This window comes from Lactobacillus sp. ESL0228 (assembly GCF_003692825.1).
GTDB lineage: Bacteria > Bacillota > Bacilli > Lactobacillales > Lactobacillaceae > Lactobacillus.
The window spans coordinates 17,073-41,694 of the sequence record NZ_REHJ01000010.1 but is presented as its reverse complement, the minus strand read 5'-3'; the positions used below and the strand labels follow the sequence as shown (position 1 = coordinate 41,694).

General features: G+C 36.3%; 42 protein-coding genes. 39 read left to right on the top strand and 3 right to left on the bottom strand.

Annotated elements, in window-relative coordinates:
- The first annotated feature begins 195 nt into the window (after nt 1–195).
- The 36 genes from rpsJ (at nt 196) to F5ESL0228_RS06505 (ending at nt 18,882) form a co-directional block, all read left to right on the top strand.
- The gene (gene rpsJ, locus F5ESL0228_RS06675; RefSeq protein WP_046327486.1) at nt 196–504 is read left to right on the top strand and encodes a 30S ribosomal protein S10; all 309 of its coding nucleotides are present in this window, start codon (nt 196–198) and stop codon (nt 502–504) included.
- A gap of 24 nt (nt 505–528) precedes the next feature.
- A complete protein-coding gene (gene rplC, locus F5ESL0228_RS06670; protein ID WP_122018842.1) occupies nt 529–1,158 on the top strand; it encodes a 50S ribosomal protein L3 in 630 nt (209 codons plus the stop codon).
- 14 nt (nt 1,159–1,172) lie between these two features.
- Nucleotides 1,173–1,805 (top strand): 50S ribosomal protein L4, encoded by a 633-nt coding sequence (rplD, locus tag F5ESL0228_RS06665; RefSeq protein WP_122023270.1) that lies wholly within the window; start codon nt 1,173–1,175, stop codon nt 1,803–1,805.
- Nucleotides 1,802–2,107: a 50S ribosomal protein L23 gene (rplW, locus tag F5ESL0228_RS06660; protein WP_122018838.1), complete on the top strand. Its 306-nt coding sequence runs from the start codon at nt 1,802–1,804 to the stop codon at nt 2,105–2,107. The genes rplD and rplW overlap by 4 nt, the downstream gene beginning before the upstream one ends.
- A gap of 15 nt (nt 2,108–2,122) precedes the next feature.
- On the top strand, nt 2,123–2,959 hold the full coding sequence (gene rplB / locus F5ESL0228_RS06655) for a 50S ribosomal protein L2 (protein WP_122023269.1): 837 nt from the start codon (nt 2,123–2,125) through the stop codon (nt 2,957–2,959).
- Between the two features lie 18 nt (nt 2,960–2,977).
- Complete coding sequence (gene rpsS / locus F5ESL0228_RS06650) at nt 2,978–3,256, top strand: 30S ribosomal protein S19 (RefSeq protein ID WP_122023268.1); 279 nt, start codon at nt 2,978–2,980, stop codon at nt 3,254–3,256.
- 18 nt (nt 3,257–3,274) lie between these two features.
- Complete coding sequence (gene rplV, locus F5ESL0228_RS06645; protein WP_122018831.1) at nt 3,275–3,628, top strand: 50S ribosomal protein L22; 354 nt, start codon at nt 3,275–3,277, stop codon at nt 3,626–3,628.
- Between the two features lie 13 nt (nt 3,629–3,641).
- On the top strand, nt 3,642–4,313 hold the full coding sequence (gene rpsC, locus F5ESL0228_RS06640) for a 30S ribosomal protein S3 (RefSeq protein ID WP_122018829.1): 672 nt from the start codon (nt 3,642–3,644) through the stop codon (nt 4,311–4,313).
- Entirely contained in the window at nt 4,313–4,753 is a 441-nt protein-coding gene (rplP, locus tag F5ESL0228_RS06635; protein WP_122018827.1) for a 50S ribosomal protein L16, read from the top strand. Before rpsC ends, rplP begins: the two co-directional genes overlap by 1 nt.
- Nucleotides 4,743–4,940 (top strand): 50S ribosomal protein L29, encoded by a 198-nt coding sequence (gene rpmC, locus F5ESL0228_RS06630; RefSeq protein ID WP_122018825.1) that lies wholly within the window; start codon nt 4,743–4,745, stop codon nt 4,938–4,940. Before rplP ends, rpmC begins: the two co-directional genes overlap by 11 nt.
- Nucleotides 4,941–4,958: 18 nt before the next feature.
- Nucleotides 4,959–5,225 carry a 30S ribosomal protein S17 gene (rpsQ, locus tag F5ESL0228_RS06625; protein ID WP_122018822.1) on the top strand — a complete coding sequence of 89 codons (267 nt, stop codon included), beginning with the start codon at nt 4,959–4,961 and terminating at the stop codon, nt 5,223–5,225.
- Nucleotides 5,226–5,256: 31 nt separating this feature from the next.
- On the top strand, nt 5,257–5,625 hold the full coding sequence (gene rplN / locus F5ESL0228_RS06620; RefSeq protein WP_090092306.1) for a 50S ribosomal protein L14: 369 nt from the start codon (nt 5,257–5,259) through the stop codon (nt 5,623–5,625).
- Nucleotides 5,626–5,642: 17 nt separating this feature from the next.
- On the top strand, nt 5,643–5,894 hold the full coding sequence (gene rplX / locus F5ESL0228_RS06615; protein WP_122018819.1) for a 50S ribosomal protein L24: 252 nt from the start codon (nt 5,643–5,645) through the stop codon (nt 5,892–5,894).
- Between the two features lie 14 nt (nt 5,895–5,908).
- Complete coding sequence (gene rplE / locus F5ESL0228_RS06610) at nt 5,909–6,451, top strand: 50S ribosomal protein L5 (protein ID WP_122018817.1); 543 nt, start codon at nt 5,909–5,911, stop codon at nt 6,449–6,451.
- Nucleotides 6,452–6,463: 12 nt separating this feature from the next.
- Nucleotides 6,464–6,649, top strand: a complete 186-nt coding sequence (locus tag F5ESL0228_RS06605; protein WP_046307561.1) for a type Z 30S ribosomal protein S14 — start codon at nt 6,464–6,466, stop codon at nt 6,647–6,649.
- 20 nt (nt 6,650–6,669) lie between these two features.
- Nucleotides 6,670–7,068: a 30S ribosomal protein S8 gene (rpsH, locus tag F5ESL0228_RS06600; RefSeq protein ID WP_122018815.1), complete on the top strand. Its 399-nt coding sequence runs from the start codon at nt 6,670–6,672 to the stop codon at nt 7,066–7,068.
- A gap of 24 nt (nt 7,069–7,092) precedes the next feature.
- Nucleotides 7,093–7,623, top strand: coding sequence for a 50S ribosomal protein L6 (rplF, locus tag F5ESL0228_RS06595; RefSeq protein WP_122018813.1), 531 nt, complete (start codon nt 7,093–7,095; stop codon nt 7,621–7,623).
- Nucleotides 7,624–7,646: 23 nt separating this feature from the next.
- A complete protein-coding gene (rplR, locus tag F5ESL0228_RS06590; protein WP_122018811.1) occupies nt 7,647–8,006 on the top strand; it encodes a 50S ribosomal protein L18 in 360 nt (119 codons plus the stop codon).
- 16 nt (nt 8,007–8,022) lie between these two features.
- Nucleotides 8,023–8,529 carry a 30S ribosomal protein S5 gene (rpsE, locus tag F5ESL0228_RS06585; protein ID WP_122018809.1) on the top strand — a complete coding sequence of 169 codons (507 nt, stop codon included), beginning with the start codon at nt 8,023–8,025 and terminating at the stop codon, nt 8,527–8,529.
- A 13-nt stretch (nt 8,530–8,542) separates the two neighbouring features.
- Nucleotides 8,543–8,728 (top strand): 50S ribosomal protein L30, encoded by a 186-nt coding sequence (gene rpmD, locus F5ESL0228_RS06580; protein ID WP_122023267.1) that lies wholly within the window; start codon nt 8,543–8,545, stop codon nt 8,726–8,728.
- A gap of 23 nt (nt 8,729–8,751) precedes the next feature.
- Nucleotides 8,752–9,192 (top strand): 50S ribosomal protein L15, encoded by a 441-nt coding sequence (gene rplO / locus F5ESL0228_RS06575; protein ID WP_122023266.1) that lies wholly within the window; start codon nt 8,752–8,754, stop codon nt 9,190–9,192.
- Nucleotides 9,192–10,487 carry a preprotein translocase subunit SecY gene (secY, locus tag F5ESL0228_RS06570; protein WP_122023265.1) on the top strand — a complete coding sequence of 432 codons (1,296 nt, stop codon included), beginning with the start codon at nt 9,192–9,194 and terminating at the stop codon, nt 10,485–10,487. Before rplO ends, secY begins: the two co-directional genes overlap by 1 nt.
- 10 nt (nt 10,488–10,497) lie before the next feature.
- A complete protein-coding gene (locus F5ESL0228_RS06565) occupies nt 10,498–11,154 on the top strand; it encodes an adenylate kinase (RefSeq protein ID WP_122023264.1) in 657 nt (218 codons plus the stop codon).
- Nucleotides 11,155–11,219: 65 nt separating this feature from the next.
- Nucleotides 11,220–11,441: a translation initiation factor IF-1 gene (gene infA / locus F5ESL0228_RS06560; RefSeq protein WP_090092290.1), complete on the top strand. Its 222-nt coding sequence runs from the start codon at nt 11,220–11,222 to the stop codon at nt 11,439–11,441.
- A 14-nt stretch (nt 11,442–11,455) separates the two neighbouring features.
- Nucleotides 11,456–11,572, top strand: a complete 117-nt coding sequence (gene rpmJ / locus F5ESL0228_RS06555) for a 50S ribosomal protein L36 (RefSeq protein ID WP_046307548.1) — start codon at nt 11,456–11,458, stop codon at nt 11,570–11,572.
- Nucleotides 11,573–11,594: 22 nt separating this feature from the next.
- On the top strand, nt 11,595–11,945 hold the full coding sequence (gene rpsM / locus F5ESL0228_RS06550; RefSeq protein WP_090092288.1) for a 30S ribosomal protein S13: 351 nt from the start codon (nt 11,595–11,597) through the stop codon (nt 11,943–11,945).
- Between the two features lie 21 nt (nt 11,946–11,966).
- Nucleotides 11,967–12,350, top strand: a complete 384-nt coding sequence (gene rpsK, locus F5ESL0228_RS06545) for a 30S ribosomal protein S11 (protein WP_122018796.1) — start codon at nt 11,967–11,969, stop codon at nt 12,348–12,350.
- 45 nt (nt 12,351–12,395) lie between these two features.
- Nucleotides 12,396–13,334 (top strand): DNA-directed RNA polymerase subunit alpha, encoded by a 939-nt coding sequence (locus tag F5ESL0228_RS06540; protein WP_122018793.1) that lies wholly within the window; start codon nt 12,396–12,398, stop codon nt 13,332–13,334.
- Nucleotides 13,335–13,359: 25 nt separating this feature from the next.
- Nucleotides 13,360–13,743, top strand: coding sequence for a 50S ribosomal protein L17 (gene rplQ / locus F5ESL0228_RS06535; RefSeq protein WP_122023263.1), 384 nt, complete (start codon nt 13,360–13,362; stop codon nt 13,741–13,743).
- A gap of 180 nt (nt 13,744–13,923) precedes the next feature.
- Nucleotides 13,924–14,775 carry an energy-coupling factor ABC transporter ATP-binding protein gene (locus F5ESL0228_RS06530; protein ID WP_233553561.1) on the top strand — a complete coding sequence of 284 codons (852 nt, stop codon included), beginning with the start codon at nt 13,924–13,926 and terminating at the stop codon, nt 14,773–14,775.
- A complete protein-coding gene (locus tag F5ESL0228_RS08380; RefSeq protein ID WP_199713342.1) occupies nt 14,751–15,596 on the top strand; it encodes an energy-coupling factor transporter ATPase in 846 nt (281 codons plus the stop codon). The genes F5ESL0228_RS06530 and F5ESL0228_RS08380 overlap by 25 nt, the downstream gene beginning before the upstream one ends.
- Nucleotides 15,597–15,599: 3 nt before the next feature.
- Nucleotides 15,600–16,397, top strand: a complete 798-nt coding sequence (locus F5ESL0228_RS08375; RefSeq protein ID WP_199713339.1) for an energy-coupling factor transporter transmembrane protein EcfT — start codon at nt 15,600–15,602, stop codon at nt 16,395–16,397.
- Nucleotides 16,397–17,188, top strand: coding sequence for a tRNA pseudouridine(38-40) synthase TruA (truA, locus tag F5ESL0228_RS06520; protein ID WP_122018786.1), 792 nt, complete (start codon nt 16,397–16,399; stop codon nt 17,186–17,188). The genes F5ESL0228_RS08375 and truA overlap by 1 nt, the downstream gene beginning before the upstream one ends.
- Nucleotides 17,189–17,288: 100 nt before the next feature.
- Nucleotides 17,289–17,732: a 50S ribosomal protein L13 gene (gene rplM / locus F5ESL0228_RS06515; RefSeq protein ID WP_122018784.1), complete on the top strand. Its 444-nt coding sequence runs from the start codon at nt 17,289–17,291 to the stop codon at nt 17,730–17,732.
- 12 nt (nt 17,733–17,744) lie between these two features.
- Nucleotides 17,745–18,140 carry a 30S ribosomal protein S9 gene (gene rpsI / locus F5ESL0228_RS06510; protein WP_122018782.1) on the top strand — a complete coding sequence of 132 codons (396 nt, stop codon included), beginning with the start codon at nt 17,745–17,747 and terminating at the stop codon, nt 18,138–18,140.
- A 379-nt stretch (nt 18,141–18,519) separates the two neighbouring features.
- Nucleotides 18,520–18,882 (top strand): DUF6176 family protein, encoded by a 363-nt coding sequence (locus F5ESL0228_RS06505; RefSeq protein WP_122023261.1) that lies wholly within the window; start codon nt 18,520–18,522, stop codon nt 18,880–18,882.
- Between the two features lie 43 nt (nt 18,883–18,925).
- On the opposite strand, the gene F5ESL0228_RS06500 is transcribed toward F5ESL0228_RS06505, so the two are convergent.
- Both F5ESL0228_RS06500 and F5ESL0228_RS06495 read right to left on the bottom strand, forming a co-directional pair.
- On the bottom strand, nt 18,926–20,194 hold the full coding sequence (locus F5ESL0228_RS06500) for an ABC transporter permease (RefSeq protein WP_122023260.1): 1,269 nt from the start codon (nt 20,192–20,194) through the stop codon (nt 18,926–18,928).
- Entirely contained in the window at nt 20,194–20,874 is a 681-nt protein-coding gene (locus F5ESL0228_RS06495; RefSeq protein WP_122023259.1) for an ABC transporter ATP-binding protein, read from the bottom strand. The genes F5ESL0228_RS06500 and F5ESL0228_RS06495 overlap by 1 nt, the downstream gene beginning before the upstream one ends.
- A gap of 272 nt (nt 20,875–21,146) precedes the next feature.
- Here F5ESL0228_RS06495 and F5ESL0228_RS06490 point away from each other — a divergent pair, with 272 nt between their 5' ends.
- A complete protein-coding gene (locus F5ESL0228_RS06490; protein ID WP_122023258.1) occupies nt 21,147–21,464 on the top strand; it encodes a PadR family transcriptional regulator in 318 nt (105 codons plus the stop codon).
- Nucleotides 21,465–21,517: 53 nt separating this feature from the next.
- Here the strand turns inward: F5ESL0228_RS06490 and F5ESL0228_RS06485 are convergent, their stop codons facing one another.
- On the bottom strand, nt 21,518–22,591 hold the full coding sequence (locus F5ESL0228_RS06485) for a S66 peptidase family protein (RefSeq protein ID WP_122023257.1): 1,074 nt from the start codon (nt 22,589–22,591) through the stop codon (nt 21,518–21,520).
- A 181-nt stretch (nt 22,592–22,772) separates the two neighbouring features.
- Here F5ESL0228_RS06485 and F5ESL0228_RS06480 point away from each other — a divergent pair, with 181 nt between their 5' ends.
- Both F5ESL0228_RS06480 and F5ESL0228_RS06475 read left to right on the top strand, forming a co-directional pair.
- Nucleotides 22,773–23,258, top strand: coding sequence for a cell division protein (locus F5ESL0228_RS06480; protein WP_122018771.1), 486 nt, complete (start codon nt 22,773–22,775; stop codon nt 23,256–23,258).
- 2 nt (nt 23,259–23,260) lie between these two features.
- The gene (locus tag F5ESL0228_RS06475) at nt 23,261–24,544 is read left to right on the top strand and encodes a glycosyltransferase family 2 protein (RefSeq protein WP_122023256.1); all 1,284 of its coding nucleotides are present in this window, start codon (nt 23,261–23,263) and stop codon (nt 24,542–24,544) included.
- The last annotated feature ends 78 nt before the right edge of the window (nt 24,545–24,622 follow it).

Below are 24,622 nucleotides of genomic sequence, written 5' to 3'. Positions count from 1 at the left end.
CCTTGATATTGAAGCTGAAACTAGTTACAATAGTCTTTGTGTATTTGGGGCATATTATGCTCTAAAACACTTATTTGTTGTAAAGCATTGATGCAAAAGGTTGCGGCACACCAGGCTGCATTGCCACAGAGATGATGCCGGGAATTTTTGCGGAAGCTAGTCATCTTTTAAAGAAGACGTTAAGGAGGTAATTTAATGGCAAGTCAATCAATTCGTATTAGACTTAAGTCATACGAACATGGTATTCTCGATGAATCAGCTGCTAAGATTGTAGCTACTGCAAAGAGAACTGGTGCTGAAATTTCAGGCCCAGTTCCATTGCCAACAGAAAGGGTTTTGTTTACAGTTCTTCGTTCACCGCACAAGAACAAAGATTCACGTGAACAATTTGAAATGCGTACGCACAAGCGGTTAATTGATATTTTAAATCCAACACCTAAGACTGTTGATTCTTTGATGAAGCTTGATCTACCAAGTGGTGTTGACATCGAAATCAAACTATAATTTTAAAGAGAAAGAGGTGTAATCATGACCAAAGGAATCTTAGGAAGAAAAGTCGGTATGACTCAAATCTTCACCAAAGATGGTATCCTTGTTCCCGTAACTGTTGTTGAAGCAACTCCTAATGTTGTTATGCAAGTTAAAACTGTTGAATCAGACGGTTACGAAGCAGTTCAATTGGGCTACCAAGATAAGCGTGAAGTTTTGAGCAACAAACCAGAAAAAGGTCATGCTGCAAAAGCAAAGACTTCGCCTAAGCGCTTCATTCGTGAAATCCGCGGAGTTGAGCTTAAGGACTATGAAGTCGGCTCAGAAGTTACTGTGGACACATTTAAGGAAGGCGACGTAGTAGACGTTACTGGAATTACAAGAGGTCATGGATACCAAGGTAACATTAAGCGCTGGGGTCAATCACGAGGACCCGAGACTCATGGATCAAGATATCATAGAATTCCTGGTTCAATGGGTTCAATCATAAATCGTGTGCCTAAAGGCAAACGGTTGCCCGGACACATGGGTGTAAAGAAAGTTACCATTGAAAACTTAGTAATTGAAAAGGTTGTAGCAGATAAGAATGTTTTACTAATTAAGGGTAATATTCCTGGTGCTAAAAACTCATTAATTACTGTTAAATCTGCTGTTAAGAATAACGATTAGGAAGGAGGACTAGAATGGCTAATTTAAAAGTTATCGATCAAAAAGGTAAAGATGCTGGTGAAGTTGCTTTAAACGATAATATCTTTGGCATTACCCCAAATGAAAGTGTAGTTTTTGACGCAATTATTAGACAAAGAGCTGGTAAACGTCAAGGTACTTCAAAAGTCAAAAATAGATCCGCTGTTCGTGGTGGTGGTAAAAAGCCATGGAAGCAAAAGGGAACAGGTCGTGCTCGTCAAGGTTCCATCAGATCACCGCAATGGCGTGGTGGTGGTGTTGTCTTTGGACCAACTCCACGTTCTTATGCTTATTCAATGCCAAGAAAACAGCGCCGTTTGGCTATTAAGTCAGTTCTTTCCCAAAAGCTACTTGACAATGATTTGATTGTTTTAGATCAGTTGACAATGTCAGCTCCTAAGACTAAAGAATTCAAAGCAATGCTAGACAGTTTGAATGTTGAAGGTAAGGTATTAGTTGTATCAGAGGATAGAAATGTTCAATTTTCAGCTAAGAACTTACCAAACGTTAAGGTAATCACAATCAACGGATTAAATGTTGAGGATGTTGTTAACTACAACAAATTAATCCTGACTAAGGATGCTGTTGAAAAGATTGAAGAGAATGTTGAGGGGGCTGCAAAGAAATGAGTTCACACGATATCATTTTAAGACCTGTCATTACTGAAAAGTCAACGAACTTAATGGATGATAAGAAGTACACTTTCAACGTGCTTTTAACCGCAACCAAAACTCAAGTTCGTAATGCTGTTGAAGAAATTTTTGATGTAAAGGTCAAAAAAGTTAATATCATGAATGTTCGTGGAAGAGACAAGCGAGTGGGGCGTTATACTGGTAAAACCGCTCGTACGCGTAAAGCAATTGTGACTTTGACTGAAGATTCAAACGACATCAAAATTTTTAAAGACGAAAATACAGAAGAGAATAAGTAATAGGAGGTCAGACAATTGGCTATTAAGATTTATAAGCCAACCACAAATGGTCGCCGTAATATGACTTCTTCCGACTTTGCTGAGATTACTAAAAGCAAACCAGAACGTACTTTGCTTGAATCACAATCACATACTGCAGGTCGTAATTCATATGGTCATATTACAAGTAGACACCGTGGTGGTGGTCACAAGCAAAAGTATCGTATCATTGATTTTAAGCGGAATAAAGATAATGCAAAAGCTGTAGTTAAGGCAATCGAATATGATCCAAACCGGACAGCAAATATTGCTCTTCTTCATTACACTGACGGTATTAAAGCTTATATTCTAGCACCCAAAGGTTTAAAAGTTGGAGATGTTGTTGAATCTGGTTCTAGTGCAGATATCAAGCCAGGCAACGCCTTACCATTAAAAGACATACCGACAGGCACTTCAATTCATAATATTGAATTAAGACCTGGAAAAGGCGGACAACTTGTAAGAAGTGCAGGTACCAGTGCTCAAGTTTTGGGTAATGATGGAAAATACACTTTGGTTAAACTACAAAGTGGGGAAGTTCGCAAGATCTTATCAGCTTGTCGTGCAACTATTGGAGTTGTCGGAAATGAACAACATTCATTAATTCAATTAGGTAAAGCCGGTCGTAGTCGCTGGTTAGGCAGACGTCCACAATCTCGTGGATCTGTAATGAACCCTAATGATCACCCACATGGTGGTGGTGAAGGTAAGGCTCCAGTTGGTCGTCCACAACCTATGACTCCTTGGGGTAAGAAAGCTCGCGGCATTAAGACTAGAAATAGTAAGAGAGCTAGTGAGAAGTTAATTATTCGTCACCGTAAGGGTAGCAAGTAGTAGAAGGAGGGTTAATTAATGAGCCGTAGTATTAAAAAAGGGCCTTTTGCTGATGTATCATTACTAAAAAAGGTTGATGCACAAGCAGATACAGAAAAAAAGCAGGTTATTAAGACTTGGTCACGTCGTTCAACTATTTTCCCTTCCTTTGTTGGATTGACTATAGCTGTTTACGATGGCAGAAAGCATGTTCCTGTATATATTACTGAGGACATGGTTGGCCATAAATTAGGTGAATTTGTTCCAACGAGAACTTTCCATGGACATAAAACATCTGACGATAAGGCTACAAGATAAGAGAGGAGAAACACTTAAATGGCAGAACAAATTAGCTCAGCTAGGGCTGAAGCAAGAACTGTTCGTATTGCTGCAAGAAAAGCGCGTTTAGTTGTCGACTTAATTCGTGGCAAAGATGTTGCCGAAGCATTGGCAATCTTGCAATTTACGCCTAGAGCTGCTTCCCCAATCGTTGAAAAAGTTTTACGCTCAGCAATTGCTAATGCGGAACATAATTACGATCTCGAAAGTGCCAATCTATACGTATCAGAAGCTTACGTTAATGAAGGTGCAACACTAAAGAGATTCAGACCACGTGCAAAAGGTATGGCTTCTCCAATTAACAAGAGAACAAGTCACGTAGTTGTAGTAGTTTCAGAAAAGAACGATTAAGGGAGGTATATTAATGGGTCAAAAGATTAACCCAAATGGTTTTCGTCTCGGCGTAATTCGCGACTGGGAATCAAAATGGTATGCTGACAGAGGATACAAAGAAACCTTAAATGAAGACCTGCGCATCAGAAAATTCATTTCTAAGAAATTAAAAGATGCCTCTGTTTCTACTATTGAAATCGAACGTGCAGCAAACAGAATTAACGTTTCAATCAATACCGCTAAACCAGGTATGGTTATTGGTAAAGGTGGTTCTGAAGTTGAAGCTTTGAGAAAAGAATTAAACGCTTTGACTAAAAAACAAGTTCAAGTAAATATTATTGAAATTAAAAAGCCAGATCTTGATGCTAAGTTGGTAGCCGAAAGCATTGCTAGCCAACTTGAAGCTCGTATTGCTTTTAGACGTGCAATTCGTCAAGCTACTCAAAGAACTATGCGTGCTGGTGCTACTGGAATCAGAGTACAAACTTCTGGTCGGTTAAATGGTGCCGACATGGCAAGAAGAGAATGGCATACTGAAGGCCGTGTTCCATTACAGACTTTGAGAGCTGATATTGATTATGCTTGGGTAAATGCATTCACCACTTATGGTGAAATTGGAGTTCAAGTATGGATTAATCGTGGTGAAATTTTGCCTTCAAAGGGTAAAAAACCAGAAAAAGCTGTGAAGGGAGGAAACAAATAATGCCTCTAGTACCAAAGCGAGTAAAACACCGTCGTGAATTTCGTGGTAAGATGCGTGGCGCTGCAAAGGGTGGAAAAACCATTGCTTTTGGTGAATATGGTTTGCAAGCTCTTGAATCTCACTGGATTTCTAATCAACAAATTGAAGCTGCCCGTGTTGCTATGACTCGTTATATGAAACGTGGTGGTAAAGTTTGGATTAGAATTTTCCCTCAAAAGTCATACACTGCTAAGGGTGTAGGTGTACGTATGGGATCTGGTAAAGGTGCACCAGCCGGCTGGGTAGCTGTAGTTAAGAGAGAAAAAATTATGTTTGAAATTGGTGGAGTTAGTGAGGCAACTGCTCGTGAAGCATTAAGACTTGCATCTACTAAATTACCAATTAAATGTAAGTTTGTGACTAAAAGTTCGGAAGTAGGTGGCAATTCTAATGAAGGCTAAGGAAATCAGAGCACTAACCAATGATCAAATGTTAGATAAAGAAAAGCAATATAAAGAAGAACTCTTTAACTTGCGTTTCCAACAAGCAACTGGTCAATTAGAAAATACCGCTCGCCTAAACAAAGTCCGCAAAAATATCGCTAGAATTAAAACAATTCTTAGTGAAAAAGCTTTAAAAAACGATTAGTGGAAGGGAGTTATTAACTTGAGCGAATCAATCGAAAGAAATAGTCGTCACGTATATCAAGGTCGAGTAATTTCTGATAAGAATGATAAAACTATTACAGTAGTTGTTGATACTTATAAGAATCACCCTGTTTACAATAAGCGTATTAGATACTCAAAGAAATATTACGCACAAGACGAAAATAATGAAGCTAAAGTTGGCGATACTGTTCGTATCATGGAAACTCGTCCATTATCTCGTACAAAACGCTTTCGTTTAGTAGAAATTGTCAAGAAATCTGTTTAACTTGCGGATTTAGTGAGGGGAGGATTATACAGTGATTCAAAATGAATCCCGTTTGAAGGTTGCTGATAACTCAGGTGCCAGAGAACTTTTAGTTATTAGAGTCTTAGGTGGATCAAAGCGTAAGACTGGTAACATTGGTGACATCGTAGTAGCAACTGTTAAACAAGCAACACCAGGTGGCGTTGTCAAAAAAGGTGACGTTGTTAAAGCTGTTATTGTTAGAACAAAATCAGGCGCACGTCGCGAAGATGGTTCATACATTAAGTTTGATGAAAATGCCGGCGTAGTTATTAATGCAGATAAAAGCCCACGTGGAACTCGTATCTTTGGGCCTGTTGCACGTGAGTTGCGTGAGCACGACTTTATGAAGATCGTCTCTCTTGCTCCTGAAGTCTTATAATTAAGTGAGGTGCACTGATGTTTGTTAAAACTGGTGATAAAGTAAAAGTAATTGCCGGAAAAGACAAAGGTAAAGAAGGTACTGTTTTGGCTGTTAACGTTAAGAAGAACCGTGTGGTTGTTAAAGGCGTTAATACAGTTAAAAAACACCAAAAACCTTCACAAACCAACGCAAATGGTGGAGTGGTTGAATCAGAGGGTTCAATTCATGCTTCAAATGTTAAGGTTATTGCTAAGTCTGAAAGCAAAAAAGAAGAAACTAACAAGTAGAAGGGAGGATACAAATGGCAAATTATTTAGCTCAAGAATATAAGGAAAAAATTATCCCTGCGTTGCAAGACAAATTTGAATATAGCTCGGTTATGCAAGTACCCAAGATTGAAAAAATCGTTTTAAACATGGGTGTTGGTGATGCTGTATCAAATGCTAAGAACTTGGACGAGGCTGTTGATGAATTAACTTTGATTTCTGGTCAAAAGCCATTAGTTACTAAGGCCAAGAAATCAATTGCAAACTTCCGCTTACGTGAAGGTATGTCTATCGGTGCTAAGGTAACTCTTAGAGGTGATAGAATGTACGATTTTTTATACAAATTAATTAGCGTTTCACTTCCTCGTGTTCGTGACTTCCGTGGTGTTTCAAGTCGTTCATTTGACGGTCGGGGCAACTATACCTTGGGAATTAAAGAACAATTGATTTTCCCAGAAATTGACTTTGATAAAGTTAATCGGACAAGAGGCTTAGATGTTGTTATCGTTACTACAGCCAATACTGATGAAGAAGCGCGTGAGCTTTTGACTCAATTTGGCATGCCGTTTGCAAAATAATGGAGGACACTAATGGCTAAAACGTCACAAAAAATTAGAAATCATCGTCCTGCTAAATTCTCTTCACGTGAATATACTCGTTGCGAGAGATGTGGTCGTCCACACTCCGTTTATCGTAAATTTGGCTTATGCCGTATTTGTCTGAAAGATTTAGCTCACAAGGGTCAAATACCTGGCCTTAAAAAGGCTAGTTGGTAATACGGAGGAGGATAGCATAAATGGTCATGACAGATCCGATTGCAGATTATTTGACTAGAATTAGAAATGCCAACATGGCAAAACACAGTTCTGTTGAAATTCCTGCATCAAACATAAAAAAATCTATTTCAGAAATCTTAAAACGCGAAGGCTTTATCCGTGATTACGAAGTTACTGATGACAACAAGCAAGGAGTTATTAAAATCTTCTTGAAGTATGGTCCAGATGGGGAACGTGTTATTTCAGGCTTAAAGCGAATTTCTAAACCAGGTCTTAGAAATTATGTTAGCGCAGAAAATTTACCTAAAGTTCTTAATGGATTAGGTATTGCCATCGTTTCTACTTCTGCAGGTGTGATTACCGATAAAGAAGCAAGACAAAAAAATGTTGGTGGCGAAGTTATTGCCTACATTTGGTAATTCTGACAGAAAGGAGAACAATCAATGAGCCGTATAGGTTTAAAAACAATTGAAGTCCCAGATAGCGTCACTGTTACCAAGGATGGTGACAACATCACTGTTAAGGGCCCCAAGGGTGAATTAACTCGATATTTTGATCCAAAGATTACTTTTAAACAAGAAGATGGAAAAATCAATTTCTCACGCTCAAGTGAAAATGACAAAGCACTTCATGGAACAGAAAGAGCTAACTTGGCATCAATGGTAGAAGGTGTAGTTAGTGGTTACAAGAAAACCTTAAAATTGATCGGTGTTGGTTATAGAGCAACTACTCAGGGTAGTAAGTTAACTTTAAACGTTGGCTATTCACACCCAGTTGAAATGACAGCTCCGGAAGGTGTTTCTGTAAAAGCAACTTCGGCTACTGAAATTGAAGTAGAAGGAATTTCAAAGCAAAATGTAGGTCAATTTGCTGCTGAAATTCGCGATGTACGTCCACCTGAACCTTATAAAGGTAAGGGTATTCGTTATGTTGATGAATACGTACGTCGTAAAGAAGGTAAAACAGGTAAATAATAGATAATTTTTGAGGTGAAATTGTGATTTCAAAACCAGATAAGAATAAATTGCGCTTAAAGCGTCATAAACGTATTCGTAGCAAGATTTCTGGTACTGCTGAGCGCCCACGCTTAAGCGTTTTTCGTTCAAACAAAAACATCTACGCTCAATTAATTGATGACGTAGCGGGTGTCACGCTAGCAAGTGCCTCAACTTTAGATGCTTCCGTTTCTAAGGATTCAACTAAGTTAGAACAAGCTCAAGCTGTTGGTAAGGCAATTGCTGAAGCAGCTAAAAGTAAAAACATTTCAAATGTTGTGTTTGATAGAAGTGGTTATCTATACCACGGCCGTATTTCAGCTTTGGCAGATGCCGCTCGTGAAAACGGATTAGATTTCTAGGGAAGGAGAAAAATACATGGCAAACCGCAACGATTCTCGTAATAATCGCAGAAATAAAGACGACATCGAAGATCAGTTAGTAGCAATTAATCGTGTTACCAAGGTTGTCAAGGGTGGACAACGAATGAGATTTGCTGCCCTGGTAATCGTTGGTGACAAAAAAGGTCGTGTAGGCTTTGGTACTGGTAAGGCTCAAGAAGTTCCAGAAGCAATCCGTAAGGCTGTTGAGGCTGGTAAGAAGAACATGATAACTGTTCCAAGAGTGGGTACTACTATTCCTCATGAGGTAAATGGTCACTTTGGTTCAGGTAACATTTTGATTAAACCAGCTCCAGCTGGTTCAGGTGTTGCAGCTGGTGGTGCCGTTCGTATCGTTATGGATATGGCTGGTATTGCTGATGTTACTTCAAAATCACTTGGTTCAAATACTCCAATCAACGTTGTACGTGCAACAATTGATGGATTAAGGAAACTTAGAACTAGCGAAGAAGTTGACAAGCTTCGTCACGCAGAATTAGATTAGGGAGACTGAGTAAATGACTGAATTAAAAGTTACTTTAATTAGAAGTGCTGCGCACCGTCTGCCTGAACAAAGAAAAGTTGTTAAAGCTCTTGGCTTAGGTAGAATTAATAGTACAGTTACTCTACCAGACAACGCTGCTACTCGTGGTGCACTACTAAAAATTGCCCACTTAATCTCTGTAGAAGAGACAAATAAATAATTAATTAAGGAGGTGCCGAATTAATGAGGCTTCATGAATTACATGCTGCTGAGGGTTCACGTACTGATAGAAAACGTGTTGGACGTGGTACTTCAAGCGGTCACGGAAAAACTTCTGGTCGCGGACAAAAGGGTCAATTGGCTCGTCAAGGAGGACACACTCGTTTAGGTTTTGAAGGTGGACAAATGCCACTCTTTAGAACTATGCCTAAGCGCGGTTTTAAGAATGTTAACCGTAAAGAATATGCAATTATTAATTTAGACGACTTAAACAAGTTTGAAAACAATAGTGATGTAACAGTTGCTGTTCTTAAAGAAAAAGGCTTGGTAAAGAAAGAATTATCAGGTATAAAATTACTTGCCAAAGGTGAGTTAAAAGTTAAGCTAAACGTTAAGGTTAATAAAGTTTCCGCTGCTGCAAAAGAAGCAGTTGAAGCAGCTGGCGGATCTGTTGAGGTGATCTAATGTTTTCGACTTTGAAGAACGCCTTTAAGGATAAAGAAATCAGAAATAAAATTTATTTTACACTCTTTATCCTTTTGCTATATCGCATCGGGTCTAATATTACTGTTCCCGGCGTTAATGCAAAAGCGATTACTCAAGTTGCACAAACTGGTTTAGTTCCGATGCTAGACACCGTTTCTGGTGGTGGATTAGATAATTATTCGATTTTTTCGCTTGGAGTTTCTCCATATATTACTGCTCAAATCGTTATTCAACTACTTCAAATGGATATAGTTCCATTTTTAGTTGAATGGGGCAAGCAAGGTGAAGTCGGACGGCGTAAAACCAATCAGGCTACAAGATGGCTTTCATTATTTGTTGCATTCGTTCAAAGTATTGGGATTACTTTAGGTTTTAATGCCTTGACTCAGATGGGGTTGGTTAAAACTCAGACTCCACAAACTTACATCGAAATTGCAATTATTATGACAGCAGGAACAATGTTACTTACTTGGTTAGGTGATGAAATCACTGATAAAGGTTTAGGTAATGGTGTTTCAGTAATCATTTTTGCAGGAATTATTGCTCGGCTTCCACGCGGATTATGGGAGCTATATAAAGAAGAAATTATCAATAACAGTGCGACTGATCGTTGGAAGGGTATTATGTTCTTCATTGCGATTATTATTGCGATAATCCTTATAACACAAATTGTTACCTGGGTTGAGCAAGCAGATCGCCGGATTCCAATACAATATACTAAACGAGCAACTATTAGTGGCTCTGAAAGCTTTTTACCGTTGAAAGTTAATGTTTCTGGTGTTATTCCGGTAATTTTTGCGAGTTCGTTTATTATTACACCAGCAACGATTTTAATGGCTTTTCAAAGATCTCAAGGCGATCAGCAATGGTATAAGATAATGACTAATATATTTAGTATGCAAACAACGCCTGGAGTTATAATTTACACTGTTTTAATTATTTTGTTTACTTTCTTCTATGCTTTTGTTCAGGTTAATCCCGAGAAGCTTTCGAAGAATTTACAAAAGCAGGGTGCGTATATTCCAAGTGTGTGGCCGGGTAAAGATACCCAAGATTTTGTTTCAAAGCTGTTAATTAGGTTGTCAACTGTTGGATCAGTATTTTTGGGACTGGTAGCTTTATTACCACAACTTGCTACTAATTTTTGGAATCTTCCAAGCTCAATTGGGCTTGGTGGAACGAGTCTTTTAATTGTTATCGGAGTTGTCTTAGAATTATCTCGTCAGATTAACGGACTGTTAATGAAACGAGAATATGTTGGATTCATCAGATAGGAACGAATAAATGATTAACTTATTTCTTTTGGGACTGCCAGGTGCTGGCAAAGGTACAGTATCAGAACAAATTGTTGATAAATATCATCTAACTCATATTTCAACTGGGGATATGTTTAGAGAAGCAATGGCTAACGAGACTAAAGTTGGTCTTGAAGCTAAAAGTTATATTGATAAAGGTGATTTGGTACCAGACGAAGTTACTGCAAAATTGGTTGAAGAACGTTTAAGCCAATCTGATATTAAAGAAGGATATATCTTAGATGGTTTTCCTAGAACAATTGTTCAAGCAGAAGCTTTGGAAACTATTACTAAACGATTGAATAAACCATTAACTAAAGTAATTTCTTTAGAAGTTAATGAAAAAATTTTAATCAACCGTTTATCAGCGCGGTTCATGTGTAAACAGTGTGGCGCAACTTACAATAAGATTACAAAAATGCCTAAGTTAAAGGATACCTGTGATCGTTGTGGTAGTCATGACTTTTATCAACGTGAAGATGACAAACCAGAAGTGGTAAAGAATCGTTTAGAAGTAAATGAAAAGATGAATACTCCTTTGAAGGACTATTATCAAGCAAATGGTTTGTTAACTAGTGTAAATGGTGAGCAAACTCCAGAAAAAGTTTTTGAAAACGTTGATGCGGTTTTGGGTAATAAACAATAATTTGTATATTTACATTTCCGTGTTATAATTTCAAAGTATGACTGTTTAAATGCGGAGGAACAGCTTTGGCAAAAGATGATGTCATTGAAGTAAAGGGTAAAGTAGTTGATACCTTGCCTAATGCTATGTTTAAAGTTGAATTGGAAAATGGAGCTGAAATATTAGCACATGTATCCGGTAAAATTAGAATGCATTATATTCGGATTTTACCTGGGGACCGTGTTACTGTTGAACTTTCTCCTTACGATTTAACAAAAGGTAGAATTACTTATCGGTTTATAAAGTAATAACGGAGGGAAACATGAAGGTTAGACCATCTGTTAAACCAATGTGTGAGCATTGTAAGATTATTAAGAGACATGGTCGTGTAATGGTTATTTGTCCTGCAAATCCAAAGCACAAGCAACGTCAAGGTTAAAATAAAATAGGAGGTGCAATTTATGGCACGTATTGCTGGTGTTGATTTACCAAGAGATAAAAGAATAGTTGTTGCATTAACTTATATTTATGGTATTGGTGAACCAACTGCTCAGAAAATTTGTGCGGATGCTGGTGTTTCTGAAGACATACGTTCAAAAGATTTGACTCCAGATGATCAAGAAAAGCTTCGCGCAGAAGTAGATAAATACCGCGTTGAAGGTGACTTACGAAGAGAAGTTAGCATGAACATCAAGCGGTTAATTGATATCGGTTCATACCGTGGTATGCGTCATCGCCGTGGACTTCCAGTTCGTGGACAAAATACCAAAAATAATGCCCGTACACGTAAGGGTAGCAAAAAGAATAAATAAAAATTATAAGGAGGTTTATTGATGCCTAAAACAGCACGTAAGCGTCGTGTGAAGAAGCACGTTGAAAGAGGCGTTGCTCATATTCATTCTACGTTTAATAATACTTTAGTCATGATTACTGACACTCAAGGTAACGCTATTGCTTGGTCATCAGCAGGTGCATTGGGCTTTAAAGGTAGCCGGAAATCAACACCATTTGCAGCACAAATGGCAGCTGAAGCTGCTGCTAAAAGTGCAATGGATCAAGGCATGAAACATGTAGAAGTTTCTGTTAAGGGACCTGGTGCTGGTCGTGAATCTGCTATAAGATCACTACAAGCTACTGGTTTGGAAATCACTGCTATTCGTGACGTTACTCCTGTTCCTCACAATGGTTCTAGACCACCAAAACGTCGTCGTGTTTAATTTTGTTCTTATTGAAAGACGTTGCGTTTTGAAAGGGGTCTAGTAATGATTGAATTTGAAAAACCAAATATTACCGTTGTGGACCAAGAAAAGTCTTATGGTAAATTTGTTATTGAACCACTTGAACGAGGCTTTGGTACTACTTTAGGTAATTCATTACGTAGAGTATTACTCACTTCTATTCCAGGTACGGGCCTTGTGTATGTTCAAATCGATGATGTTTTGCACGAATTCTCTACCGTTCCAGGTGTTAAGGAAGACGTTGCAAAAATGATTTTAAATTTGAAAAAGCTAGAATTAAAGTCTTTTTCAGACGAACAAAAGATAATTGAAATTGACGTTGAAGGTCCGGCTACTGTTACTGCCGATGACTTTAAAGTTGATGCAGATGTTCAAATACTTAATCCTGATCAATATATTTGTACCATTGCTGATGGTGGACACTTGCATATGCAAGCCGCTGTTAAAAATGGTCGAGGCTATGTTGCAGCAAGTGATAACAAGAGTGATGACATGCCAATTGGGGTCATTCCTGTTGATTCTCTCTTTTCCCCAATTGAAAAAGTTAATTATCAAGTTGAGTCAACTCGTGTTGGTAAAAGAGATGATTTTGATAAGCTCACTTTAGAAATTTGGACTGATGGTTCAATTAAACCTAATGATGCCCTTAGTTTTGCTGCTAAAATTTTGGTAGAACATTTCAAAGTGTTTGAAAATGCTGATGCAAGTACTAAATTCAACGATGTTATGGTTGAAAAAGAGGATGATACGGCAGAAAAAAAGCTTGAGATGACGATTGAAGAGCTTGATCTATCTGTTCGTTCTTATAACTGCCTTAAAAGAGCTGGTATTAATACACTGCAAGAACTGACTGATAAATCAGAGGCAGATATGATGCGTGTTCGTAACTTGGGACGTAAATCATTGGAGGAAGTCAAAAATAAATTAACTGACTTGGGACTTTCACTTCGTCAAGAGGATTAACTGAAAAATAAAAGGAGGTAAATTAATGGCATACCGAAAATTAGGCTGGGATAGTGCCCACAGAAAAGCAATGCTAAGAGAAATGACTACTCAATTAATCATGAACGAACGCATTGTTACAACTGAAACTCGTGCTAAAGAAGTACGCAAGACAGCGGAAAAGATGATCACTTTAGGTAAACGTGGTGACTTAGCTGCCAGAAGAAGAGCAGCTGCTTTTGTTCGAAATGAAGTTGCTGATATCCATGAAGAAAAAGATGCAGTTGTTGTTAAATCAGCACTACAAAAATTGTTTAGTGATATAGCACCACGTTACAAAGACCGTAATGGTGGTTATACTAGAATTATGAAGTTAGCTACAGCTCGTAAGGGTGATGGCGCTCCAATGGTTATTCTTGAATTAGTTTAATTAGGAATAGCCCAACAACTTAATAGCTATTAAGAATTATCCATGAAAGTGAGAATAAGCGTTAAGATGATGACGAAAGTTTAGTCTAGCTTAGATAATGCATATTTATCCCTCTTCATGGGTGATTTTTTTTGCCTTTTTTTGGTACAATTAAATCAGACTTTTAAGGATGGTGATAACATGACAAAAGAAAGCATTGTTAATATAAAAAACTTAAGTTTCACGTATCCTGAATCAAGCACTCCAGCAATTGACAATATTAGTTTGAATATTGAAAAGGGGTCTTGGACTTCTATTATTGGTCATAATGGAAGCGGTAAATCTACGATTATCAGACTAATGAATGGGTTGCTAGTTCCTGACGATCCTGATATTTCACGTATTAAGATTGGTGATACAATTTTAACAGAAGATACTGTTTGGCAAATAAGAGATAAAGTGGGGATTGTATTTCAAAATCCGGATAACCAGTTTGTTGGTGCTACAGTAACTGATGATGTTGCATTTGGTCTTGAAAATCGTGGCGTTTCGCGTGAAGATATGATTAAAATTGTGTCTAATGCAATTGAAGCAGTAGGCATGAGTGATTATGCAAATTCTGAACCCTCGACTTTGTCCGGCGGCCAAAAACAGCGAGTTGCAATTGCAGGAATTATTGCGATTAAACCAGAAATCATTATTCTAGATGAAGCAACCTCAATGTTAGACCCAGAAGGTAGAAATCAGATTTTAAAAATAGTTCGTGAAATTAAAGAAAAATATAATCTCACCGTGATTGCAATTACACATGATATCGATGAAGCGAATAGTTCGGATCAAGTATTAGTTATGGATGATGGGAAATTAATAACGCAAGGCAGTCCCAAAGAAGTTTTTGCTCAAGTTAATCTTCTTAAAAAACTGGGATTAGACGTTCCATTTTTTCAACAAATTAAAAATGAATTATGCAATAATAAAATCAATATTCCTGATGAGATTAGTTCAGAAAAAGAGTTGGTCCAATATTTATGTCAATTAAATTCGAAAATGTAAGTTATGTTTATTCGCCTGGTTCACCACTTGAAAAAAAAGGCTTAGAGAATATCAGTTTTGAATTAAATGATGGTTCATTTACTGCTATTATTGGGCATACAGGAAGTGGTAAATCAACCTTAATGCAACATTTTAATGCTCTATTGAAACCGACTAGTGGGCAAGTTGAAATTGCTGGTATAAAAATAAAATCTGATACTAATAATAAGCATTTAAAAAATTTACGTCGTCATGTAAGTTTGGTGTTTCAGTTTCCAGAATCACAATTGTTTGAAAGTACTGTTTTAGATGATATTGCGTTTGGACCTAAAAATTTTGGCTATGACGATGACAAGGCAAAGCAAAGCGCACAAAAATGGTTGAAGAAAGTAGGCTTACCTGTAGAAATTGGTTCAAGATCACCATTTGAACTTTCTGGTGGTCAAATGAGAAGAGTAGCAATTGCCGGAGTTTTGGCTTATGAACCTGATATTCTTTGTTTAGACGAACCAGCAGCGGGGCTAGATCCTAGATCTCGTAAGCAAATGATGGAGCTTTTTTCAGATTATCGTAACGCTGGTCATACGGTTATTTTAGTTACCCATAATATGGATGACGTTGCCAATTATGCTGATGATGTTTTAATAATGGAGCACGGAAAACTGATTAAACATTCTCAGCCAACCGAAGTATTTAAAAATCGTTCCTGGTTGAAAGAGCATCATCTTGATGAGCCAAAGTCTTCCGTTTTTGCTGCCCAATTGAAAAATTATAATTTTCCTGCTCCGCCTTTAAGGTTACCGGATTTGATCTCAGGAATTAAGCAAAATTTAAAGGGGTAACTCATGAGTAAAATTTTGATTGGACGGTATCTTCCGGGCGATTCACTAATTTATAAGATGGATCCACGTGGAAAGCTACTAGCCACTGTACTTTTTATTTTTATAATTTTTCTAGCTAATAACCCATTTACTTATGTAATTATAACTTTTTTTAGTTTGGTGGCAGTAGCGGCAACCAAGCTAAAATGGAAAATCTTTTGGGAGGGCATTAAACCTGTAATTTGGTTAATTTTGTTTACTTCTCTGTTACAACTTTTCTTCACAGTAGGGGGAACAGTTTACTGGCATTGGGGTATTTTTGCTTTGACCAGTTATGGAATTAGTAATGCTATTTTTATTTTTATTCGCTTTACAGTCATTGTTTTAATTTCGACGGTTATGACAGTAACGACGACACCATTAGAAATTGCTGATGCAATTGAATGGCTGTTAATTCCGCTTAAATTAGTAAAGGTTCCGGTCGATAAAATTGCTTTAGTAATGTCGATTGCATTACGTTTCGTGCCGACCCTATTTGATGAAACTTTTAAAATTATGAATGCGCAGAGATCTCGGGGAGCCGACTTTAATAATGGTGGATTGGTTGCACGTGCAAAAGCTATTACTCCATTACTTATACCTTTGTTTATAAATTCTCTTTCAACAGCGATTGATCTTTCAACAGCAATGGAATCTCGTGGTTATCGTGGCGATGAAGGAAGAACACGATTTCGTGTTTTACATTGGTCTAAGTTCGACTTATGTAATCTCGGCTACTTTCTGATATTGACAGCATTGTTAGTTATTTTTAGGACACATTAATGAAAACAAGATATAAAATGACGCTTTCCTATGATGGTCATCTATTTCATGGCTTTCAAGCACAGCCCAAGCAAAGGACAGTACAGGGGACAATTGAATCTGCACTTGAAAAAATGACAAAAGGTCAGCAAGTAAGAATTGAAGGTTCTGGCAGAACTGATGCTGGTGTTCATGCTTTAGGTCAAGTAATTCACTTTGATTATCCTGGAAACAAAATTCCACCTCAAAGAATGCTTTGTGCACTCAATTCAATGATGCCTTTGGATATAGTTTTTAATGATTGTGAAATTGTTAATGAAGACTTTCATGTCAGATATAGTGCTAAAGGAAAATGGTATCGATACAGACTTAGCTTGGATCGCTTTGTTAATCCTTTTAAAAGATTTTATACTGGACATTATCCCTATCAAATAAATGTTAAAAAAATGCAACAGGCAGCCAGAGATTTGATTGGTACACATGATTTTACAAGTTTTGCTGCAAGTGGGGGACAAATCAAAAATAAAGTTAGAACAATGTATTATATTAATATACGAAAAGATGACATTGAAAATGAAATAATTTTTGATTTTATTTGTTCAGGTTTTCTATATAATATGGTTCGAATATTAGTTGCGACACTTCTTGAAATTGGAAACGGCAAACGTCCTATTAATGATATTCCCCGGGTAATATTAGCTAAGGATCGCGAACAGGTAAGAGAAACAGCACAGGCAAACGGACTTTTCTTATTTCATGTGTTTTATGAGGATATTCCCTTAAAATATCGTCAAGATGAGAATTTATATTGACAATTAAAGCAAAAGGACGTATTCTATTAAAGTATGTTTGTCCACGATAGGCCCCGGAATCTTATTGTTTTCAAACAACGTATAAACGGAGGAATTTAAATTGCGTACTACACAATTAGCTAAACCTAATGAAATTGAACATAAGTGGTATGTTGTTGACGCAACAGATGTGTCTTTAGGACGTCTGTCTACTGCAGTAGCAACTATTTTAAGAGGTAAAAACAAGCCTCAATATACACCAAATGTTGACACTGGAGATAACGTTATTATTATTAACGCATCTAAGGTTAAGTTGACAGGGAAGAAAGCTACTGACAAGATTTATTACCATCACTCTGGTTTTCGTGGTGGTATCAAAGCCATTCCTGCTGGAGAAATGCTTGCAAAGAATCCAGTTAGATTAGTTGAATTGTCGGTTAAAGGAATGCTTCCGAAGAATACTCTTGGACACCAAGAATTTATGAAGATGCATGTTTATGCTGATGCTAATCACAAGCATGAAGCTCAAAAACCGGAAACGTTAGATATTAACAAATTAATCTAGGAGGTTACATAAATGGCACAACAAGTTGCATATGCAGGTACTGGTCGCCGTAAGAATTCAGTTGCGCGTGTACGTTTAGTACCAGGCAATGGAAAAATTACTGCAAATAATAAAGATATTAATCAATATATCCCATTTCCTAACTTAGTTAAGGATTTAAAACAACCACTGACTTTGACTGAAACTGATGGTCAATACGACGTTAATGTTAATGTTAATGGTGGAGGATTTTCAGGTCAAGCCGGTGCGATTCGTCTTGGAATTGCTCGTGCTTTACTAGAAGTAGATCCAGACTTTCGTGGTCCACTGAAGAAGGCTGGGTTCTTAACACGTGATCCAAGAATGGTTGAAAGAAAGAAGCCAGGCTTGAAGAAGGCTCGTAAAGCTTCACAATTTAGTAAGCGTTAAATTTGTCAGTTTTTAAAATCGACTAGTAGCGTCAAAAGCATCAGTAATAAAGCTGATGCTTTTTTAACTTCTTTTGTAAATACTGATAATAAAAAAACTAGACTGCACTAAACTATCCTAGAGCTTAGTGTTTTTGTATAATTATTATACTGGGTTACTTTTAATCTAATAGAAATGATCTGTAGCAAATTTTAACTTGTAAGTGTGTATGTTAATTGAGGACACAAAAAATAGAAGTCCTTATTAACTAAATAATTATAATCTGCTGATTTTATTAGTAACTAAAAGCTTAATAAATTTGAAAAAGAACTAATTAGTGGAACATAAAACTATAATTAAATAGGAATCTTTTGTTTAATTGTATAAAAGGAGGGTTTAAATGGTTAAAGTGGAATTAACACGATTCAGAATCAAAAAAGGAAAAGAAAAATTGGCACAAGCTTGGATGGATTTTCTTAATCAGCATCATGAAGCAACGGTGGCAACTATGGCAGATGAAAAGATGTATGTTGAGACAGTTTTTAAGGAAGAAAGTTTAGATGGTTATACTTATTTTTACTGGTACTCGATTCAAGGTGAGGGTGGTAAAGCTGTTGAAGATTCTGAAAACTACATTGATAAAAAACATTTAGAATACTGGGATGAATGTATAGATAGAAACTATCATCCGGATAATTTAGAAATAGAGCAAAACTTATTGTCGCCTATAATTGAGCAAGTTATTAAGAGAAATAAAGGTTAATGAGCACAAAAAAAGACTCATGTAAGTGAGTCTTTTTTAATAATTATTCGTATCTTAAAGCAGTAATTGGATCAAGCTTGGCTGCTCGTCTAGCTGGCAGTGTTCCGGCTAAAAATGTAATTAAACAAATAATTCCAATGATTAGCAAACTGCTAGTCCAATTAAATTGAATTAAGATAAAGCCATCAATGCCTTTTAAGAAAGTTTTTCTGGCAACTGAGTTTAATACCTGTCCTAGTCCTATGGCACCAAGCAATCCAAGAAGTGAACCGAATAAACCGATTAGAATCGCTTCACAACTAAAAATTGAAAAGACTTTACCTTGACCTAATCCTAAAGCCTTCATTAGACCAATTTCACGTGTTCGGTCGCGAACTGACATGTAAAGAGTATTAACAACCCCAAAGCTGGCGGCTACAAGAGCGATTGCTCCAAAAATAATTAATACACCAGTTGCAATATTGAAAGTTTGAAAGAGTTGTTTAACCGCATCTTTTAAAGTTTGAGCTGTATAACCTTTTTTGGCTAATTTCTTTTCAATCGTTAAAATTTTGTCAGGATTTTTACTGGTTGGTGTTGCTACAATTTCAACATAACGATCCTGAAGCGCCTTTGGCATACCATCTTGATTGGCCTTAATTATTTTTTGATTTAAGCCATGACTGTAGACGTTTTGTCCGCTACTGACCATACTATCGTTACGAACTCCTACAATTGTCGCTGAGATCTTCTGCTTCTTTTTGGTAACAGGGGAGTTAGTCACAAGTGTGATTGATTTCCCTAAGGCTTGATGAGCATTGTGATAACCAAAAGCTTTTACCATTTGCTTAGTTAAAAGAATTTCTGAGGAATTACCTGAAGTTGCAACTTGGCGACCTGCTTTTAAATCATAAGCGATTCCCAAGGTTGGTTGAGCATCGATGACATATTTGACTTTATTAAGTCCTTGCACATACGTAACGTTACTATCCTTTAGTGCCTTAATGTCTTTTATTCCTTTGACTGTTTTGATTTTTTTGAGGTCGTTTTTAGTTAACATCCCGTCCGCATTATTGCTGCTTTTATTAGCATTGTATTTTTCTGGTGCGGAGTTACTATTTCCACTAGAAAAATCGGGAGAAATTATCATTTGCTCGGTATTACCAACATTTCCGATTTGCTTAGTTAAATAATTATTAACACCAGAATTAATTCCCATTGTAATGCTCAGGGTTAAGGAACCGATTAGCACGGCTATAATTGTTAAAAACGTTCGACCTTTATTGTGCCATAAATTACTTGCAGCTGAGTTTAAAATATCGCGAAACTTCATTATTCTCCTCCTTCAACTACTAAACCATCTTTAATTTGGATTTGTCTTTGACATTTTTGTGCAAGATCAGGGTCGTGAGTAACAATAATTAAGGTAATTCCCTTTTCACGATGTAATTTAAACAAAATGTTTTCTACCATTTCTCCAGTAGTTGAATCTAAATTACCAGTTGGTTCATCGGCAAAAATAATTTGCGGATCATTAACTAGTGCACGAGCGATACAGACACGCTGCTTTTGACCACCAGAAAGGTTATTTGCTTTATTTTGAGCTTTACTTTCAAGATCAACTGCTTTGATTGCAGCTAAAGCCAATTCACGGCGCCTTTTTCCAGTTACACCGGCAATTTTTAATGGTAACATTACATTTTCAAGAACGGTATCTTGGGCATTTAAGAAAAATTGTTGAAAAACAAAACCAAAAGTTTGATTGCGCAATTTATTTAGTGCACGTCCTTTAATTTTGCTTGTTGGTTTGCCGTCTAATAAAATATTACCTAAAGTTGGTTGATCAAGAAGCGCCATAATATGCATTAAAGTTGATTTTCCAGATCCACTTTTACCAATAATAGCAACAGATTCACCTTTATTTATTTGTAAACTAACTCCGCGTAATGCATCAAACTTGGTTGTACCTTTACCATAAGTTCTGATTACATTACGAGTTTCTAATAAGCTCATTTTTAATCTCCTTTAGTGTGATATATACATAATACACCAAAATTAGTTAAATTCAAGCTTTTTATTAAATAAATATAAAAAATCTATGCCAAATGATAGAACGTTTTACTTTATCCATGTTATTTGCTAGTTTGAAAAAATTCTAATTAACTACTTTTTATTAATTGAACTGTCAAGTTAATGGTAAAATCAAACCATTCACTTTTGCTTTTTAGCTTGAAATTTGACTAACTATACCATATTATAAGAAATGTAATATAAGGGGTATGAAAATGGCAATTCAAATTCAAACTCGGTTACTGGAAGGTACTGTTTTAGCTTTTATTAATCAAGAAGATCTTTATGGCTATGTATTGACACAACAAGTTCAAGCTGTATTTAATATTTCTGAATCAACTATTTATCCTGTTTTGCGGCGATTGAAAAAAGAAAAATACTTGGTAACATACGATGAACCATTTCAGGGACGGAATCGACGTTATTATAAAATAACAGAGGCAGGTAAAGTGGAACTACAAGTTATTAAAGATGAATGGAATGAGTTTAAAACTAAGGTAGATCAGGTATATAGAAGAAAGGTTAATTATTAAAAAGGTAGTAATTTTAAAAAGCGCTATTCAATGTTTTGAATAACGCTTTTAAGTTAAGAAAAATATGGTTCTAAAATTTTTAAAGAAAACTGATCAAAGTTAATTTGTGCAAGAGCGCCATAAGGAAGCGCGGTGTGTGGGTAGGCATGACCAATGTTAACGTTTGCCAAAATGGGTGTTTGATACTTTGCAGTGGCTGCTAAAAGCCTGGTCTGATATTCGTTAACATAGCAATTGTTCTGTGGCTTTCCCATTAAGATTCCTCGAACAAATTTTAAAAGACCTGCTTGATCGAGTTGGTCAAGCATTTGGGCATATAAAGCAGGAGAGGGACATTCTTCACTAGTTTCAATGAATAAAATGATGTTTTGAGCTTCTTGGGGAGATAAAATTAATCGGTAATGTCGAATAATTTCGGCTTGATCAGAATAACGATTTGGGGTCAAGTCATCATAGAGACTGTCTAAGCAGCCACCCCAAAGTCGACCTTGGATAACTCCATTTCCTCGAAGCACTTGATAACCAGTATCGAGATGGCTAATTCGAGGATGATTGATTGCTTTAGGCGAAAAATCTGTTCGTTCTTCATACCAAGTTTGACTTGCAGGAATATTAGTTGTAGGTGGGTTAATAAAGAAATGATTCCAAGTATTTAGGGTGTATTCCAGCATATTAACATCTAATTCTGCGAGATCATTTAAAAAATTAGGTCCATAAAAGCTCTGCATCCCTAATCGATAAAACATTAGGTGATTATTTGTCGTGTCCGAAAATCCTGTAAATAGTTTGGGGCTTGTCTGTACTGTTTTAATAAAATCTGTATCTTCCATTAAATATGGTAACAAGCGATAAGTATCATCACCACCAATGGCAGCAATAATTGCTTTAATTTCAGGATTCATAAAAGCTTCTTTTAAGTCATCAGCCCTTTCATTGGGATGTTTTTTTAGATAAGTAGTTCCTTTTAAGGAATTAGGCATATAAATAAATTTAAGACCTAGTTCCTTTAAGCGCTTTTCCCCTAATTTTCGTTCATGAAGAACCTGCTTTTCGCCTAAGACACCACTAGACAAACTAATTAGTGCTACGTGATCCCCTTTTTGTAATTGATGTGGTTTTACTAACACAATTTAGCCTTCCCTTTTATTATAAAATGATTAAATATCAGTATATCATAGGTTAAGTATGTGAAAAATTAAAAGCAATTTAATAATTTCTGTTTTCTTGACCTAAAATAGTGATAATAATAAAGTAAATATAAAAGTATTAGGTATTCATGAATGTAATAAGTTAAGGGGGAAAATTAATTTGAGTTTGAAACATTTTTCTGCTTTAGCCGATGACGATTATTTTACTTCAAAAAATTGGCATTTAAAGGCTAGACAAACAACGATAGCAATAATTGGGTGGATAGGTGTCTGTTTACCATTTGTTTGTGTATATATAACGTTAAAATCACCTAAAATTGCAAAACTAGCTCATATTAAATATTATTCGGATATAGTGACACCAATTGGATTTTTAATTAAATTTTTTGCAGTTATATTCATACTTATTGCAATAATTTATTTGTTTTTGACGTTTCGCAATAATCGTCATTTTATCTCCGTTTGGACTAAAAAAAGGGTAGTCAATCAAGAACGCAGAGAGCAACACGAAAAATTAATCGAAGAAGGCTGGAGACAAAAGTTTGGTGACTTAGATAAGCGCCAACAGCAAAATTTTTATAGTGTTAAACCCGAACAAAATCTTGAAACAGATTTTGCGCAGCGTTTATTTAAGAAGCGAGGTTAATAATGAGTTTAACTTGGTCAACTATTAAGCCTTTATTAAATATATTGTTTTTGATTTTAATTTCATATCCCATCCTCGGTGGTCTTGGTTGGTTCATCGGTGGCTTATGTTACAGGTTCGTATTTAGAAATAAGAAAAAATACTTTGTTGATATTTCTGAAAGTGACGAACCATTTATTACGATTATGATTCCTGCACATAATGAAGAAGCCACTTTAGAAGAAACTATCATTTATTTACTTACAAAGCTAAATTATACTAATTATGAGGTTTTGGTAATTGATGATTGTTCAACAGATCGTACCCTGCAGATCCTGCAAGATTTACAAAAACAGTATTCAAACTTACGGATCATTCATATTGAAAAAAATAAGGGTAAAGCGCATGCCTTTAATGTTGGCTTGGCTTTTACTAAAGGAGAATTTGTCCTTAGTAATGATGCGGATACAATTCCTGAACCTGATGCGCTAAAACGCTATGTTAATTATTTCAATAGTCCAGAAGGACAAAATATAGCAGCGGTGACTTCTAATGTCGAGGTTCGTAATCGGACTAAGCTGATTACGAAGTCAATCACTGTCGAATTTTCTAGTATTGTTGGTATTATAAAGAGAGCTGAGATGGGCGTTTTTGGTAGTATTTTTGCTTACAGTGGTGCGAATACGATGTATCGTAAAAGCGCCTTAATGGATGTGGGCTTATTTCGTCAAGACCGCGCTACTGAAGATATTAGTATTGCATGGGATCATCAATTAAATAATTGGTTATCAGTGTTTGCACCTGATATTATTTCTTACACCTTGGTTCCAGAAACGCTAAAGGATTTATATCATCAACGTAAGCGTTGGGCTAAGGGCGGCACGGAAGTTTGGCTTACTAACTTATTAAAAGTTTTGCAACATCCGATTAAAAATTTGGGTGAGTCTCTGTTACTTTTTGATCAAACATTTAGTATTTTTTGGTCATTTTTCTTTGCCATTTCATCAATAATTTTTGTTTTTTTAGTGATTAATTATATTACATTGCAAAATTGGCCACAGTTGTTTTATTTGCTATTCTCAACTTTAATGTTAATTTGCTTTGAAATGATTGCTGGTACTTTACAACTAACAACAGCTTTATTAATTGATACGCGAGGAAATAAGTTGAGATATATTTTATTTGCTCCCATTTATTTACTGTGTTTATGGGTAATTAATACCATAACAATCATTACCACATTTATTCCAGCCATAAAAACTATTTTGGGTCATGGTTCAGGTACATGGGTTAGTCCGACGCGATAAACCAACATTTTGTATAGTGAGATTTTATTATTAAATTTTTCCCAAAATTGCGCTTACGCTTTCATGAGGCTATGCTAC

Coding starts and splice junctions, on each gene's coding strand:
- rpsJ (WP_046327486.1), top strand. CDS start 196: ATGGCAAGTCAATCAATTCGTATTAGACTTAAGTCATACGAACATGGT.
- rplC (WP_122018842.1), top strand. CDS start 529: ATGACCAAAGGAATCTTAGGAAGAAAAGTCGGTATGACTCAAATCTTC.
- rplD (WP_122023270.1), top strand. CDS start 1,173: ATGGCTAATTTAAAAGTTATCGATCAAAAAGGTAAAGATGCTGGTGAA.
- rplW (WP_122018838.1), top strand. CDS start 1,802: ATGAGTTCACACGATATCATTTTAAGACCTGTCATTACTGAAAAGTCA.
- rpsS (WP_122023268.1), top strand. CDS start 2,978: ATGAGCCGTAGTATTAAAAAAGGGCCTTTTGCTGATGTATCATTACTA.
- rplV (WP_122018831.1), top strand. CDS start 3,275: ATGGCAGAACAAATTAGCTCAGCTAGGGCTGAAGCAAGAACTGTTCGT.
- rpsC (WP_122018829.1), top strand. CDS start 3,642: ATGGGTCAAAAGATTAACCCAAATGGTTTTCGTCTCGGCGTAATTCGC.
- rplP (WP_122018827.1), top strand. CDS start 4,313: ATGCCTCTAGTACCAAAGCGAGTAAAACACCGTCGTGAATTTCGTGGT.
- rpmC (WP_122018825.1), top strand. CDS start 4,743: ATGAAGGCTAAGGAAATCAGAGCACTAACCAATGATCAAATGTTAGAT.
- rplX (WP_122018819.1), top strand. CDS start 5,643: ATGTTTGTTAAAACTGGTGATAAAGTAAAAGTAATTGCCGGAAAAGAC.
- rplE (WP_122018817.1), top strand. CDS start 5,909: ATGGCAAATTATTTAGCTCAAGAATATAAGGAAAAAATTATCCCTGCG.
- F5ESL0228_RS06605 (WP_046307561.1), top strand. CDS start 6,464: ATGGCTAAAACGTCACAAAAAATTAGAAATCATCGTCCTGCTAAATTC.
- rpsH (WP_122018815.1), top strand. CDS start 6,670: ATGGTCATGACAGATCCGATTGCAGATTATTTGACTAGAATTAGAAAT.
- rplF (WP_122018813.1), top strand. CDS start 7,093: ATGAGCCGTATAGGTTTAAAAACAATTGAAGTCCCAGATAGCGTCACT.
- rpsE (WP_122018809.1), top strand. CDS start 8,023: ATGGCAAACCGCAACGATTCTCGTAATAATCGCAGAAATAAAGACGAC.
- rpmD (WP_122023267.1), top strand. CDS start 8,543: ATGACTGAATTAAAAGTTACTTTAATTAGAAGTGCTGCGCACCGTCTG.
- rplO (WP_122023266.1), top strand. CDS start 8,752: ATGAGGCTTCATGAATTACATGCTGCTGAGGGTTCACGTACTGATAGA.
- secY (WP_122023265.1), top strand. CDS start 9,192: ATGTTTTCGACTTTGAAGAACGCCTTTAAGGATAAAGAAATCAGAAAT.
- F5ESL0228_RS06565 (WP_122023264.1), top strand. CDS start 10,498: ATGATTAACTTATTTCTTTTGGGACTGCCAGGTGCTGGCAAAGGTACA.
- rpmJ (WP_046307548.1), top strand. CDS start 11,456: ATGAAGGTTAGACCATCTGTTAAACCAATGTGTGAGCATTGTAAGATT.
- rpsM (WP_090092288.1), top strand. CDS start 11,595: ATGGCACGTATTGCTGGTGTTGATTTACCAAGAGATAAAAGAATAGTT.
- rpsK (WP_122018796.1), top strand. CDS start 11,967: ATGCCTAAAACAGCACGTAAGCGTCGTGTGAAGAAGCACGTTGAAAGA.
- F5ESL0228_RS06540 (WP_122018793.1), top strand. CDS start 12,396: ATGATTGAATTTGAAAAACCAAATATTACCGTTGTGGACCAAGAAAAG.
- rplQ (WP_122023263.1), top strand. CDS start 13,360: ATGGCATACCGAAAATTAGGCTGGGATAGTGCCCACAGAAAAGCAATG.
- F5ESL0228_RS06530 (WP_233553561.1), top strand. CDS start 13,924: ATGACAAAAGAAAGCATTGTTAATATAAAAAACTTAAGTTTCACGTAT.
- F5ESL0228_RS08380 (WP_199713342.1), top strand. CDS start 14,751: ATGTCAATTAAATTCGAAAATGTAAGTTATGTTTATTCGCCTGGTTCA.
- F5ESL0228_RS08375 (WP_199713339.1), top strand. CDS start 15,600: ATGAGTAAAATTTTGATTGGACGGTATCTTCCGGGCGATTCACTAATT.
- truA (WP_122018786.1), top strand. CDS start 16,397: ATGAAAACAAGATATAAAATGACGCTTTCCTATGATGGTCATCTATTT.
- rpsI (WP_122018782.1), top strand. CDS start 17,745: ATGGCACAACAAGTTGCATATGCAGGTACTGGTCGCCGTAAGAATTCA.
- F5ESL0228_RS06505 (WP_122023261.1), top strand. CDS start 18,520: ATGGTTAAAGTGGAATTAACACGATTCAGAATCAAAAAAGGAAAAGAA.
- F5ESL0228_RS06500 (WP_122023260.1), bottom strand. CDS start 20,194: ATGAAGTTTCGCGATATTTTAAACTCAGCTGCAAGTAATTTATGGCAC.
- F5ESL0228_RS06495 (WP_122023259.1), bottom strand. CDS start 20,874: ATGAGCTTATTAGAAACTCGTAATGTAATCAGAACTTATGGTAAAGGT.
- F5ESL0228_RS06490 (WP_122023258.1), top strand. CDS start 21,147: ATGGCAATTCAAATTCAAACTCGGTTACTGGAAGGTACTGTTTTAGCT.
- F5ESL0228_RS06475 (WP_122023256.1), top strand. CDS start 23,261: ATGAGTTTAACTTGGTCAACTATTAAGCCTTTATTAAATATATTGTTT.